This is a genomic window from Variovorax sp. (genome assembly GCF_965279555.1).
Lineage (GTDB): Bacteria > Pseudomonadota > Gammaproteobacteria > Burkholderiales > Burkholderiaceae_C > Variovorax.
This window is the reverse complement of record NZ_OZ257247.1, coordinates 4,937,051-4,949,796: the sequence shown is the minus strand read 5'-3', so window position 1 is coordinate 4,949,796 and position 12,746 is coordinate 4,937,051. Positions and strand designations below refer to the sequence as shown.

Here is a 12,746-nt window from a genome sequence, read left to right as displayed (position 1 = left end):
CCCGTTGTTAGTGCGCGCCGGAAACGACCACCGGTATCTCGGTCGCCGGCGGCGTGTTGCGGCTGCGGCCGCAGCGCACGATGCCGTCGATCATCACCATGCCCACGCCCGGAATGTCGCCGAGCTGCACGCTTTCGAGCAGGCCCGGCGCGGGCGAATGCTGCGCGCGGTCCATGAACACGAAGTCGGCGTCGCGGCCCACTTCGACCAGCCCGCAGTTGAGCTTGCGGATCTTGGCGGTGTTGCCGGTAGCGAAGCAGAACACCAGCTCGGCCGGGATGTTCGCGATGGACGACAGCATTGCCACCATGCGCAGGATGCCCAACGGCTGAACGCCCGAGCCCGCGGGGCCGTCGGTGCCGAGAATCACACGGTGCGGGCACTTGAGCTCCAGCGCCGCCTTGGCCGCCGCGATGGCCACCTTCTCGTTGCCGTTGTGCACGATCTCGATGGCGCGCGAGCTCTTCTCGCACAGCTCGCACACGTGCGCCTCGGGCAGCGAGGTGTGGCCACCGTTGATGTGGCCGATGATGTCGGCGTCGGCTTCGAGCACCACGTCCTTGTCGATCAGGCCCGAGCCGGGAATCGAAGGGCCGCCCGTGTGGATGGTGCTCTGGATGCCGTACTTGCGTGCCCAGGCCACCATTTCCTTGGCTTCGTAGCCGGCCTTGACCGAGCCCAGGCCCACTTCGCCGAGCAGGCCCACGCCGGCTTCGGCCAGTTCCTTGAAGTCGCTCTCGACCATGCCCTTCTCGATGACCGGCGCACCGGCCAGCACCTTCACGCCGCCGGGGCGGAAGTTGTCGAACGCGCGCTGCGCGGTGATGGCCAAGGCCTTCAGGCCCACGATGTCCTTCGGGCGCCCTGGCAGGTGCACTTCACCGGCGGAAATCATCGTCGTCACGCCACCGTGCATGGTCGAGTCGATCCAGCCGAGCTGGCCCTGGCGCGGCGTCCAGTCGCCGAACACCGGGTGCACGTGGCTGTCGATCAGGCCGGGCGCGACGCAGGTCTTCTTCGCGTCGATGACGGTCTTCGCGCCTTCGAGGTCGCAGTCTTTCTCCTTGCCGACCGCGACGATCAGGCCGTCGTTCACCACGATGGTGTCGGCATCGAGGATGGGCTTGTCGATGTCGCCCGAGAGCAGCAGCCCGATGTTCTTTATGACGACCTTGCCCGACTTGCCGTCGGCTGCGATTTCTGCCATTTCGTGTTTTCCTCGTGGGGTGGGGTGTTGTCTTGTATGTCGTCCGCGCGCACGGTGCGCAGCACGGTCTCGATCACGAAGTCTTCCCAGTGCGTGATCGCCTCCGGCGACTCCAGCGGCTCGCCGAGGAAGGCGGTGAGCGTGTGCCTGTTGGAGGTATAGAAATAGCCGGTGGACGCGATCAGCAGGTAGATGTCGCGCGCCACGAGGTCCTTGCGGAACAGGCCCTGCGCGGCGCCGCTGGCAAGGATCTCCGCAATGATGGCCACCGCGCGCGACGAATACTCGCGAGCGCGCAGCGACTTGGAGATGTGCCGGCCCTTGTGCAGGTTCTCGGAGTTCAGCAGCGTGACGAACTCGGGGTTCTTGCGGTAGTAGCCCAGCACGAAGCGGATGACTTCGGTCAGCGCTTCCACCGGCCGCGAGGTGTCTAGCGCAATGGCGGCCTCGGCGTCGTCCATGCGCTGGTAGATGCCTTCGAGCACCGCAATGAAGAGGCCTTCCTTGCTGCCGAAGTAGTAATAGATCATGCGGTCGTACGACTTGGCGGCCTTGGAGATCTTCTCCACGCTGCCGCCGTCGTAGCCGTACTTGGCGAACACCTTGGTCGCCGACTTGAGGATGCTGTCGCGCGTGGCCTGCGCGGCAGCCTCGCGCACGCCCGTGCGGCGCTGCGGCTTGGTGACTACCTTGCGTTCCATCGGAGGGCGGGATGAAGAGGGAGGCGGTCGCCGCCGGGCCGCCCCAAGGCGGACCGCGCCTCCCCCATGGGGGGTGGAGTTACACGAGCACAGCGAGTGAAAAGCCGGGGGGCCTTCATTACTTTTCAGCGAATGCGCGTTCGACGACGAAGTCGCCCGGCGTGCTCGTGTTGCCTTCCTTGAAGCCGCGCTTTTCCAGGATGTGCTTCAGGTCGACCAGCAGGCCGGGGCTGCCGCACAGCATGACGCGGTCTTCCTCGACGTTGAGCGGCGGCAGGCCGAGGTCGTCGGTGAGCTTGTTGCTCTCGATCAGGTCGGTGATGCGGCCCTGGTTGCGGAACTCCTCGCGCGTGACGGTCGGGTAGTACAGCAGTTGGTTGGCGATCATTTCGCCCAGGATCTCGTGCTTGGGCAGGTGGTCGGTCACCAGGTCGTGGTATGCCAGTTCGTCGACCTGGCGCACGCCGTGCACCAGGATGACCTGCTCGAACTTCTCGTAGGTCTCCGGGTCGCGGATGATGCTCATGAATGGTGCGAGGCCGGTGCCGGTGCCGAACAGGTACAGGCGCTTGCCCGGCAGCGTGTAGTCGATCAGCAGCGTGCCGGTGGGCTTGCGGCCCACGATGATGGTGTCGCCCACCTGGATGTGCTGCAGCTTCGAGGTGAGCGGGCCGTCTTCCACCTTGATGCTCAGGAACTCGAGGTGCTCCTCGTAGTTCGGGCTCACGATGCTGTAGGCACGCAGCAGGGGCTTGTTGTTGACCTTCAGGCCGATCATCGTGAAATGACCGTTCGAGAAGCGCAGCGCGGGGTCGCGCGTGGTGGTGAAGGTGAACAGGCGGTCGGTCCAGTGGTGGACGCTCAGGACGCGTTCTTCGCTGAATGCACTCATACGAAACTCAAGAGTTGGTTGGGACGGAGGAAGGTGGCTGAGCCGAAATGCACGCCTGTGGGGCATGCAGCCGTCGGCCGGCTTCGAACCCTCCATTGTCGTTGGTCGGAAAAACCCGATGAACATCGCGAGAAAACACCATTGCAAGCATCGGGCCTGTTTGCTACATTGCCCTCGAATGTAGTGAACGCAACATGAAAGTGTAGGGAATGCTACACAAACGGAACTCGGCGCACAAGCGGGCAGACGGCACGTTTGTTGCAAAGACCGGCTTCCTGGTTTGCACCTTCGCACACGACCGACACGCCCACGAGACCGACCCGATGACAGAACACACCAAGACAGACGGATTGCCCGGCATCGACATGCCCGTGGTGGCCGACGCCGGCAGCGGCGCCTTCGGCAAGGCGCCTCCGCGCAACGAACGCATGAGCACGGCCAAGGTCGAGTGCAACGCCTGCCCCGTGCTGTGCCAGATTTCCGACGGCCGTACCGGCGCCTGCGACCGCTACGCCAACCGCGAAGGCGTGCTGGTGCGCGTCGATCCCGTGGTGCTGCTGCGCCGCGCGGTCGAGAGCGAGGCTGCGGTGCTGGTGCCCTTCGACCGTCCCGGGGCGGCGCCCGCCGAGGCCCTGGCCGAGCCCGACTGGAACGGCGACCTGCTGCATGCCGACGAAGTCTTCGTCACCGGCGTGGGTTCCTCCACCACCTACCCCGACTACAAGCCCGCGCCTTTCATCGTGGCCTCCAGGGCCAAGGGCGTCGACATGGTCACCGTCGTCACCGAAGGCATCTTCAGCTACTGCAGCTTCAAGGTGAAGATCGACACAGACCGCTTCCTCGGCTCAGAGCAGGCCAACGTGCGCTACCGCGGCGAGGTGGTCGGCCATGTCACCACCGCCGAGTACGGCTCGCAGATGCTGTCGCTGGGTGGCGTGCACCACCTCACCGGCGGCAGCAAGAAGGAAGGCCGCATGACGGCCGAGCTGATGCAGCTGCTGGGCAACAAGAAGGCAGTGGAGTGCACCATCGACGGCGGCTCCACGCTCGTCATCCAGGCCGGCAAGGCGCCCATCGTCAACGGTGTGGAAGAGCGGCGCATGCGCGTGGGCTGCGGCTCCGCGGCGGTGGGCATCTTCGCGCGGCAGTTCGCGGGTGTGGCCGACGAGGTGGTGGTGGTCGACGACCACATCACCGGCGTGCTCACCGAGCACCAGGCCGGCCGCTGCCTCGACATGGCGCCCTCGGGTATCCAGATGCTGGGGCGCAAGTCCACGCCGGGGCGCTACTTCCAGGTGGCGAATCCTGGCAACGGCTGGGGCGGCACCGACATCGCCGATCCGCTCGCCATCATCGAAGGCTGGGAAGAGGGCGTCGCGCGCCCCGGCCTGCGCCTGCTCATGACATCGACCACCGGCGAGCACGCGCAGTGGTACGTGCTCGACGACGCGCTCAACCCCGTCGAGCAGCCGATGCCGCCCGAGGTACGCCGCATCGTCGAGCGCATCGGCGAGAACTGCGAGCCTTCCCTGTGCACCGTGCTGTTCCTCGGCGGTGCGGGCGGCAGCCTGCGCGCCGGCGTCACCGAAAACCCGGTGCTGCTCACGCGCGCCATCAAGCGCGCGCTGGTCAACGTCACCTGCGGCGGCGCGCCGGCCTATGTGTGGCCCGGCGGCGGCATCACCGTGATGGCCGACGTCATGCGCATGCCCGACAACAGCTTCGGCACCGTGCCCACGCCGGCCATCGTCGCGCCCATCGAATTCAGCATGCGGCGCGACGACTACGAGGCGCTCGGCGGCCACATGGAACACATCTTCCCGCTCGAGCAGGCGCTCGCGCGCGGTGCATGGCAGGAAGACGGCGCGCCGCTCGCGCGCCAATGGCTCGCCATGGACGACGCCAACCCGTGGCCCCTGGGCCACACGCCGATGCTCGGCTGAGGCAGGCCATGACCGCCCAACGCAGCGCGCTCGGCGAAGGGCGCTGGCACTTCAACCACGGCCCGATCGACATCGTGGCCGAGGCGCATGGCGACCCGTACGCCGTGGCTGCCGCGCATGACGCGGCGTGGGCGCGCTTCGTCCACGTGCTCGAAGAACTGGTGCGCGAGTTGCCCCTGCTGCGCCTGCCCGTGACAGACAGGATGCGTCCGCGCAACGTGGTGGCGCGCCGCATGTGGGACGCGTGCGCCGCGTTCTCGCCGATGTTCATCACGCCGATGGCCGCCGTGGCCGGCTCGGTCGCGCAGGAGCTCATCGCTTTCTACGAGCGCCCCGGCATCGAGCGCGCATGGATCAACAACGGCGGCGACATCGCGCTGCACCTCGCGCCCGGCCAGTCGGCGCGCGTGGGCGTGTACGCCGACCTCGCCCGCTTCGACTTGCGCAGTCACATGGCCGGCGAGGGCGGCCTGCTCACCACCGACGGCCAGTTCGAGCTGCGCGCCGGGCAGCCTGTGCGCGGCGTCGCCACCAGCGGCTGGCGCGGGCGCAGTTTCTCGCTGGGTATCGCCGACAGCGTGACGGTGCTGGCCGCCACGGCGGCGCAGGCCGACGCCGCCGCCACGGTGATCGCCAATGCCGTCGATGTCGACGACGACGCCATCGCGCGCCGCCCCGCCAGCGAATGCAAGGACGACAGCGACCTGGGCGACGCACTCGTCACTGTCGACGTGCCCGCGCTGCCCCCCGCACAGGTGCGCAGCGCACTCGATACGGGCACGGTGTGCGCCAAAGTCCTGCAAAAAGGCGGGCTCGTGTGGGCTGCTCTACTCGTTTGCCAGGGGCAGTGGCGCCTTGTCGAACCCTTATGCTCGAAGGCGCTCGAGACAGAGCCGTCGAAAACAGTTGGTTCAGTATTTGCTTAACGAAAAGCAAGGTTCTTTTTCATGATCGAAATCCGCCGCGTCTTCACCCATGTCGAGCACATCCACCACGAGTTCGGACCGCGCGCCGACACCCCGCTGGTGCGCGGTGCCATCGGCGCGGTGCTGGCCAATCCGTTCGCGGGCCGCTACGAGCCCGACATCCTGCCGATGATGGCGCTGCTCGACCCCGTGGGCGTCGACATGGCGCACCGCCTGCACGCCGCCATGGACGTGCCGCTCGAGCAGATCGCCACCTACGGCAAGGGCGCCATCGTCGGCGCCGGCGGCGAGCTGGAGCACGGCGCGCTGTGGCACGTGCCCGGCGGCTACGCGATGCGCGAACTGCTCGGCTGGAAGGGCGATCGCGCGGCCTACACCGCGGGCAAGCCCGAGGAAAAGACCGGCCAGCCCGGCAACGCGCTGTCGATCGTGCCCTCGACCAAGAAGGTCGGACCGCCCGGCGCCGCGCTCGACGTGCCGCTCACCAACATCAATGCCAGCTATGTGCGCGGCCAGTTCGACGCCATCGAGGTGCGCGTGCCCGGCGCGCCCGCGGCCGACGAGATCGTCTTCATCCTCGCGATGAGCACCGGCTACCGCATTCACGCACGCGTGGGCGGCCTGCTCGCAAAAGACATCAGCAAATGGGACGGACTGCGCTGAGCCGCGGCATCCATACAGAGACAAGACAAGGAACACAGAACATGACCGCCAACATCCGCAAGCTCGTCATTCAGGTCGACGAAACCCGCAAGGAAATGGGCAAGGACATCACGCCGCCCACGCGCCGCGCCGTGGCCATCGCCGTGATCGACAACCCCTATGCCGGGCGCTACAGCGAGAACCTCGACGACCTGATCGCCATCGGCGAGGAACTCGGCGCGCTGCTGGGCCAGAAGGCCGTGAAGGCTCTGGGCATCGAGCCCGGCCAGGCCCAAAGCTACGGCAAGGCCGCGATCGTCGGCGAGAACGGCGAGCTCGAGCACGCCGCCGCCATCCTGCATCCCAAGCTCGGCGCGCCGCTGCGCGTGGCGGTCGAGAAGGGCGCTGCGCTGGTGCCTTCGGCCAAGAAGCGCGGCTCGCTGGGCACCGCCGTCGACGTGCCGCTGGGCCACAAGGACGCGGCCTTCGTGCGCAGCCACTTCGACGCGATCGAGGCCCGAGTGAGCGACGCGCCGCGCGCCAACGAGATCGTGGTGGCGGTTGCCGTCACCGACAGCGGCCGACCGCTGCCGCGCATCGGCGGCCTGCAGGCGCATGAAATCAAGGGCGAAGACGGTCTTCGTTGACCCCGTCTTCCGCGCATCAAGCCCAACCACGGTGTTTCCTTTCCTCATTCGATCTCAAGGAGCTTTCCCCATGAATCCATTGCGTCACGTCTTCAGCGCCGCGGCCCTCGCCGCGCTGACCACCGCTCTCGTTCCCGCGCACGCGCAGGGCGTGATCAAGATCGGCGAGGTCAACAGCTACAAGGCCCAGCCCGCCTTCCTCGAGCCCTACAAGAAGGGCATGGAGCTGGCCGTCGAAGAGATCAACGCCAAGGGCGGCGTGAACGGGAAGAAGGTCGAGCTCATCACGCGCGACGACAACGCCAACCCCGGCGACGCCGTGCGCGTTGCCGAAGAGCTGGTGGCGCGCGAGAAGATCGACGTGCTCACCGGCACCTTCCTGTCGAACACCGGCCTGGCCGTGGCCGACTTCGCCAAGCAGAAGAAGATCTTCTTCCTTGCCGGCGAACCGCTGACCGACAAGATGACCTGGCAGGGCGGCAACGAGTACACCTACCGCCTGCGTCCCGGCACCTACATGCAGGCCGCGATGCTCGTGCCCGAGGCCGTCAAGCTCAAGAAGAAGCGCTGGGCCGTCGTTTACCCCAACTACGAATACGGGCAGTCGGCAGTGGCCGCGTTCAAGACGCTGCTGAAGGCCGCGCAGCCCGACGTCGAGTTCGTCGCCGAGCAGGCGCCGCCGCTGGGCAAGGTGGATGCGGGCGCGGTGGCGCAGGCGCTGGCCGACGCCAAGCCTGACGCGATCTTCAACGTGCTGTTCGGCGCCGACCTGTCGAAGTTCGTGCGCGAAGGCAACACACGAGGCCTGTTCAAGGACCGCGCGGTCGTCAGCGTGCTGACCGGCGAGCCCGAGTACCTCGACCCGTTGAAGGACGAAACGCCCAACGGCTGGATCGTGACCGGCTACCCCTGGTACGGCATCCAGACGCCCGAGCACAAGGCCTTCTTCCTCGCGTACCACGCCAAGTACAACGACTATCCGCGCCTCGGCTCGGTGGTCGGCTACAGCATGATCAAGTCGGTCGCGGCCGGCGTCGCCAAGGCCAAGGGCACCGAAACGCCGAAGCTCCTCGAAGCATTCAAGGGCCTGCAGGTCGACACGCCGTTCGGCAAGATCAGCTACCGCGCCGAAGACCACCAGTCCACCATGGGCGCCTTCGTCGGCAAGACGAAGAACGAAAACGGCAAGGGCGTGATGGTCGACTACACCTACTTCGACGGCGCCAAGTTCCAGCCCTCCGCAGCCGACGTCAAGAAGTCGCGCGCCACGGATTGATGACTCGCCCCCAGGCTGCGCGCACTTCGTGTCGCTCCTCCACCCCCCTGCCGGGGCAACACCAACGGCGCGGCAAAGCCGGTTCCGTGGTGTTCCCGGAATTTTTCCTCTTCGTCGGGGGAGGCCTGGGGTGGGGCACGACGGCGCCGACCGCGGGGCTGCGTTGAATGCGGATGCTTCTCCCCATGAATGAAAACCGCCACCAAAAGGCCTTCGGATGAGTCTTTCGTCATTGCTGCTTCAGTTCCTCACCGGACTGTCGTCGGCTTCGTCGCTGTTCCTCGTGGGGGCCGGCCTTTCGTTGATCTTCGGTGTCACGCGCATCGTCAACTTTGCGCATGGCTCCTTCTTCATGGTCGGCATCTACCTGGCCTACACGCTGGTCGAGAAGCTCGGCGGCGGCATGGGCTTCTGGCCTGCGGTGTTGATTGCCGCGATCGCGGTCGGCGTCCTCGGAGCGCTGATCGAGATGGTGCTGCTGCGCCGCATCTACAAATCGCCCGAGCTGTTCCAGCTGCTGGCGACCTTCGCACTGGTCCTTGTCATCAAGGACGCGGTGCTCTACATCTGGGGGCCTGACGAACTGCTCGGGCCGCGCGCGCCGGGCCTGTCGGGCTCCGTCGAAATCCTGGGCCGGCAGTTCCCGACCTACGACCTGTTCCTGATCGTCGTCGGCCCTGTCGTGCTCGGCCTCATGTGGCTGCTGCTCACGCGCACCCGCTGGGGCACGCTGGTGCGTGCCGCCACGCAAGACCGCGAGATGGTCAGCGCGCTTGGCGTGAACCAGGCCTGGCTCTTCACCGCCGTGTTCGCGCTCGGTGCCATGCTCGCGGGCCTGGGCGGCGCGCTGCAGTTGCCGCGCGAGCCGGCCACGCTCGCGATGGACCTCAACACCATCGGTGCGGCCTTCGTGGTCGTGGTGGTGGGCGGCATGGGTTCCATTCCGGGTGCCTATGCGGCGGCGCTGCTGATCTCGGAGATCAAGGCCGTGTGCATCTGGCTCGGCGTGGTGGAAATCTTCGGCTACAGCGTGTCCTTCTCGAAGCTCACGCTGGTGGTCGACTTCATCGTCATGGCCATCGTGCTGGTGTGGCGCCCGTGGGGCCTGTTCGGACGGCCGCAGGCGCCGAGCCGCTATGTGGGCATGGCCGAAGAGCCGCTGCGCCGCGCGAGCAAGGGCTACCTGTGGCTGGTCGCGGCGCTGGGCGTGGTGCTCATGGCGATGCCGCTGCTCACCGCCGACTCGCCCTACACCACGGTGCTGATGATCGACCTGCTGATCGCCGCGCTGTTCGCCGCCAGCCTGCACTTCATCATGGGGCCGGCCGGCATGCATTCGTTCGGCCACGCCGCCTACTTCGGCCTCGGGGCCTACGGCGCCGCGCTGCTGGTGCGCGCGAGCGGCCTGCCGATGGAAGCGGCGCTCATCGTGGCCCCGCTGGTCGCGGCCATCGGCGCCTTCGTCTACGGCTGGTTCGCAGTGCGGCTGTCGGGCGTGTACCTCGCCATGCTCACGCTGGCTTTCGCGCAGATCACCTGGGCCGTCGTCTACCAGTGGGACTCGTTCACCGGCGGCAGCAACGGCCTCACGGGCGTGTGGCCGTCGGAATGGCTGTCGGACAAGCGCACCTACTACTGGCTCACGCTGGTGTTCGTGGCCGCCGGCATCCTGATGCTGCGCCGCGTGCTGTTCTCGCCCTTCGGCTATGCGTTGCGCGCGGGCCGCGATTCGGTGCTGCGCGCCGACGCCATCGGCATCGACGTCAAGCGCATGCAGTGGACGGCCTTTGTCGTCGCGGGCGCCGCGGCCGGGCTGGCCGGTTCGCTCTATGCCTTCTCCAAGGGCAGCATCTCGCCCGAGAGCCTCAGCGTCGACAAGTCCGTCGACGGCCTGGTGATGGTGCTGCTGGGCGGCATCCAGACGCTGGCCGGGCCGGTGGTCGGTGCCGTCACATTCAGCTGGCTGCACGACACCGTGGCGCGCAACACCGACTACTGGCGCGCCACGCTCGGCGCCATCATCCTGATCCTCGTGCTGCTGTTCCCGCAGGGCATCGCCGGCTTCGCGAAGCAGTTGACCGACAAGCTGCTGCGCCGCGCCAAGCCCGATGCGGCGCCCGTGGCCGTCGAGGCAAAGGAGGCCAAGGCATGACGACCGCCTCCAACACACCCCTGCTCAAGGTCGAGAATCTGGGCAAGTCTTTCGGTGGCGTGAAGGCCGTGGACGGCATCGGCTTCGAGCTGCACGCAGGCGAACTGCTCGCGCTCATCGGCCCCAACGGCGCCGGCAAGTCCACCACCTTCAACATGGTCAACGGCCAGCTCAAGGCCGACCAGGGATCGATCCTTTTCGACGGCCACGAGCTCGTGGGCCAGAAGCCGCGTGCCATCTGGCGCCGGGGCGTGGGCCGCACCTTCCAGATTGCCGAAACTTTTGCCTCGCTTACCGTGGTCGAGAACGTGCAGATGGCGCTGCTGTCGCACGACGGCAAGCTGTTTTCGATGTGGCGCCGCGCGGCGGACCACAAGCGCGACGAGGCGCTGGCGCTGCTCGAGCAGGTCGGCATGAAGTCGCAGGCCGACCGGCCCTGCAGCGTGCTGGCGTACGGCGACGTGAAGCGCGTCGAGCTCGCGATCGCGATGGCCAACAGCCCCAAGCTGCTTCTGATGGACGAGCCCACCGCCGGCATGGCGCCCAAGGAACGCAACTCGCTCATGGCGCTGACCAAGGACCTCGTCATCCAGCGCGGCATGGCCGTGCTCTTCACCGAGCACAGCATGGACGTGGTGTTCGCGTATGCCGACCGCATGATCGTGCTGGCGCGCGGCCGACTCATCGCGCAGGGCAAGCCGCTGGAGATCCGCGACCATCCCAAGGTGCAGGAGGTGTACTTCGGCACCGGCAAGACATTCGAGAAGAAGGCCGCGGCCGTTGGAGAAGCCGCATGAGCAGCGCCGGGCCGCCCCAAGCAAGCTCGCACCGTAGTGCGAAGCACGGAGGTAGTTTGATGAACACGCATGAACCCCTTCTGCAGGCCAAGGCCCTGTGCGCCTGGTACGGAGCCGCGCAGATTCTTTATGACGTGGACCTCGAAGTGCGGCGCGGCGAAGTGGTCGCGCTCATGGGCCGCAACGGCGCGGGCAAGTCGACCACGCTGAAGGCGCTGATCGGCATGCTGGCCAAGCGCCGCGGCGCGGTGCGCTTCCTGGGCCACGACATCTCGAAGAGCGAGCCGCATCATGCGGCGCGCCTGGGCCTGGGCTTCGTGCCCGAAGACCGGCGCGTGTTCACCGACCTCACGGTGATGGAGAACCTGGAGGTCGGCAAGCAGCCCGCTCGCCGCTGGGCCGACGGCACCGACGCGCCGCTGTGGTCGCCCGAGCGCCTGTTCAAGCTGTTCCCCAATCTCGGTGAAATGCCCAACCGCCCCGGAGGCCGCATGAGCGGCGGCGAGCAGCAGATGCTCACCGTGGCGCGCACGCTCATGGGCAACCCCTACCTCGTGTTGCTGGACGAGCCCTCCGAAGGCGTGGCGCCGGTGATCGTCGAGCAGATGGCCAACATGATCCTCGAGCTCAAGGCGCAGGGCGTGAGCATCCTGCTGTCGGAGCAGAACATGCACTTCGCCGAACTGGTGTCCGACCGCGCCTATGTGCTCGAGAAGGGCCAGATCCGCTATCACGCCACGATGACCGAGCTCGCGGCCAACGACGAAGTCCGCCGCGCCTATCTGAGCGTCTGAGTTTTTCTTCAACCCCGGAGTCCACGCCATGCATCGCAGAACCCTCGTGAAATCCGCCGCCGCCCTCGGGCTGGCAAGCGGCCTCGGCAGTGTCGGTTTCAACGCTTTCGCGGCGGGCAAGATCAAGCCCGGCGACAAGGCCGCGCTGATCGTGGTGGACGTGCAGAACTGCTTTCTCGACGGCGGCACGCTGGCGGTGAAGGGCGGCAACGAAGTCATTCCGGTCATCAACGCGCTGGCGCCCGCGTTCCAGAACATCGTCGTCACGCAGGACTGGCACACGGCGGGCCATGCGTCCTTTGCCAGCACCTACAGCGGCAAGAAGCCCTTCGAGACCACCAAGCTCAGCTACGGCACGCAGGTGCTGTGGCCCGACCACTGCGTGCAGGGCACCGACGATGCCGCGCTCGGCAAGGAGCTGAAGGTGCCCACAGCCCAGCTCATCATCCGCAAGGGCTTCCACAAGGACATGGACAGCTACTCCGCCTTCGAGGAAGCCGACCACAAGACGGCCACCGGCCTGGCCGGCTACCTGAAGGCGCGTGGCATAAAGACCGTGTTCGTCACCGGCCTGGCCACCGACTTCTGCGTGGCCTGGACCGCGATGGACGCGCGCAAGGCCGGCTTCGAGGCCTACGTAATCGAAGACGCCACGCGCGGCATCGACCTCAACGGCTCGCTGGCCGCGGCGTGGAAGCAGATGACGGCCAAGGGCGTCAAGCGCATCCAGTCGTCCGACATACAGGCCGCCTGAGCCCGAGCCGAGAAG

The 12,746-nt window shown here is 66.9% G+C and carries 12 protein-coding genes; 9 read left to right on the top strand and 3 right to left on the bottom strand.

Annotated elements, in window-relative coordinates; all coding sequences use genetic code 11:
* Positions 1 to 7: 7 nt before the first annotated feature.
* From ACQY8B_RS23125 to ACQY8B_RS23115, 3 genes are all read right to left on the bottom strand, one after another.
* A complete protein-coding gene (locus ACQY8B_RS23125; RefSeq protein WP_422088852.1) occupies positions 8 to 1,207 on the bottom strand; it encodes an amidohydrolase family protein in 1,200 nt (399 codons plus the stop codon).
* A complete protein-coding gene (locus ACQY8B_RS23120; protein ID WP_422088851.1) occupies positions 1,162 to 1,908 on the bottom strand; it encodes a TetR family transcriptional regulator in 747 nt (248 codons plus the stop codon). The genes ACQY8B_RS23125 and ACQY8B_RS23120 overlap by 46 nt, the downstream gene beginning before the upstream one ends.
* A 118-nt stretch (positions 1,909 to 2,026) precedes the next feature.
* On the bottom strand, positions 2,027 to 2,800 hold the full coding sequence (locus ACQY8B_RS23115) for a ferredoxin--NADP reductase (protein ID WP_422088850.1): 774 nt from the start codon (positions 2,798 to 2,800) through the stop codon (positions 2,027 to 2,029).
* A 323-nt stretch (positions 2,801 to 3,123) separates the two neighbouring features.
* Between ACQY8B_RS23115 and ACQY8B_RS23110 the strand changes: the two genes are divergently transcribed.
* The 9 genes from ACQY8B_RS23110 to pncA all read left to right on the top strand — a co-directional run bounded on the left by ACQY8B_RS23110 (position 3,124) and on the right by pncA (position 12,731).
* Positions 3,124 to 4,743 (top strand): 6-hydroxynicotinate reductase, encoded by a 1,620-nt coding sequence (locus ACQY8B_RS23110; protein ID WP_422088849.1) that lies wholly within the window; start codon positions 3,124 to 3,126, stop codon positions 4,741 to 4,743.
* An 8-nt stretch (positions 4,744 to 4,751) separates the two neighbouring features.
* Positions 4,752 to 5,669 (top strand): UPF0280 family protein, encoded by a 918-nt coding sequence (locus tag ACQY8B_RS23105; RefSeq protein ID WP_422088848.1) that lies wholly within the window; start codon positions 4,752 to 4,754, stop codon positions 5,667 to 5,669.
* 21 nt (positions 5,670 to 5,690) lie between these two features.
* On the top strand, positions 5,691 to 6,332 hold the full coding sequence (locus ACQY8B_RS23100; protein WP_422088847.1) for an amino acid synthesis family protein: 642 nt from the start codon (positions 5,691 to 5,693) through the stop codon (positions 6,330 to 6,332).
* A gap of 41 nt (positions 6,333 to 6,373) precedes the next feature.
* Positions 6,374 to 6,958 (top strand): amino acid synthesis family protein, encoded by a 585-nt coding sequence (locus tag ACQY8B_RS23095; protein ID WP_422088846.1) that lies wholly within the window; start codon positions 6,374 to 6,376, stop codon positions 6,956 to 6,958.
* 70 nt (positions 6,959 to 7,028) lie between these two features.
* A complete protein-coding gene (locus ACQY8B_RS23090; protein ID WP_422088845.1) occupies positions 7,029 to 8,234 on the top strand; it encodes an ABC transporter substrate-binding protein in 1,206 nt (401 codons plus the stop codon).
* A gap of 217 nt (positions 8,235 to 8,451) precedes the next feature.
* Positions 8,452 to 10,386 (top strand): ABC transporter permease, encoded by a 1,935-nt coding sequence (locus ACQY8B_RS23085; protein WP_422088844.1) that lies wholly within the window; start codon positions 8,452 to 8,454, stop codon positions 10,384 to 10,386.
* Positions 10,383 to 11,183 carry an ABC transporter ATP-binding protein gene (locus tag ACQY8B_RS23080; RefSeq protein ID WP_422088843.1) on the top strand — a complete coding sequence of 267 codons (801 nt, stop codon included), beginning with the start codon at positions 10,383 to 10,385 and terminating at the stop codon, positions 11,181 to 11,183. Before ACQY8B_RS23085 ends, ACQY8B_RS23080 begins: the two co-directional genes overlap by 4 nt.
* Positions 11,184 to 11,242: 59 nt before the next feature.
* On the top strand, positions 11,243 to 11,977 hold the full coding sequence (locus ACQY8B_RS23075) for an ABC transporter ATP-binding protein (protein WP_422088842.1): 735 nt from the start codon (positions 11,243 to 11,245) through the stop codon (positions 11,975 to 11,977).
* A gap of 28 nt (positions 11,978 to 12,005) precedes the next feature.
* Positions 12,006 to 12,731, top strand: a complete 726-nt coding sequence (pncA, locus tag ACQY8B_RS23070) for a bifunctional nicotinamidase/pyrazinamidase (RefSeq protein ID WP_422088841.1) — start codon at positions 12,006 to 12,008, stop codon at positions 12,729 to 12,731.
* Positions 12,732 to 12,746 lie beyond the last annotated feature (15 nt).

Excerpts from the sequence above, each read along its gene's own strand:
- ACQY8B_RS23125 (WP_422088852.1), bottom strand. The coding sequence starts at position 1,207 with ATGGCAGAAATCGCAGCCGACGGCAAGTCGGGCAAGGTCGTCATAAAG.
- ACQY8B_RS23120 (WP_422088851.1), bottom strand. The coding sequence starts at position 1,908 with ATGGAACGCAAGGTAGTCACCAAGCCGCAGCGCCGCACGGGCGTGCGC.
- ACQY8B_RS23115 (WP_422088850.1), bottom strand. The coding sequence starts at position 2,800 with ATGAGTGCATTCAGCGAAGAACGCGTCCTGAGCGTCCACCACTGGACC.
- ACQY8B_RS23110 (WP_422088849.1), top strand. The coding sequence starts at position 3,124 with ATGACAGAACACACCAAGACAGACGGATTGCCCGGCATCGACATGCCC.
- ACQY8B_RS23105 (WP_422088848.1), top strand. The coding sequence starts at position 4,752 with ATGACCGCCCAACGCAGCGCGCTCGGCGAAGGGCGCTGGCACTTCAAC.
- ACQY8B_RS23100 (WP_422088847.1), top strand. The coding sequence starts at position 5,691 with ATGATCGAAATCCGCCGCGTCTTCACCCATGTCGAGCACATCCACCAC.
- ACQY8B_RS23095 (WP_422088846.1), top strand. The coding sequence starts at position 6,374 with ATGACCGCCAACATCCGCAAGCTCGTCATTCAGGTCGACGAAACCCGC.
- ACQY8B_RS23090 (WP_422088845.1), top strand. The coding sequence starts at position 7,029 with ATGAATCCATTGCGTCACGTCTTCAGCGCCGCGGCCCTCGCCGCGCTG.
- ACQY8B_RS23085 (WP_422088844.1), top strand. The coding sequence starts at position 8,452 with ATGAGTCTTTCGTCATTGCTGCTTCAGTTCCTCACCGGACTGTCGTCG.
- ACQY8B_RS23080 (WP_422088843.1), top strand. The coding sequence starts at position 10,383 with ATGACGACCGCCTCCAACACACCCCTGCTCAAGGTCGAGAATCTGGGC.
- ACQY8B_RS23075 (WP_422088842.1), top strand. The coding sequence starts at position 11,243 with ATGAACACGCATGAACCCCTTCTGCAGGCCAAGGCCCTGTGCGCCTGG.
- pncA (WP_422088841.1), top strand. The coding sequence starts at position 12,006 with ATGCATCGCAGAACCCTCGTGAAATCCGCCGCCGCCCTCGGGCTGGCA.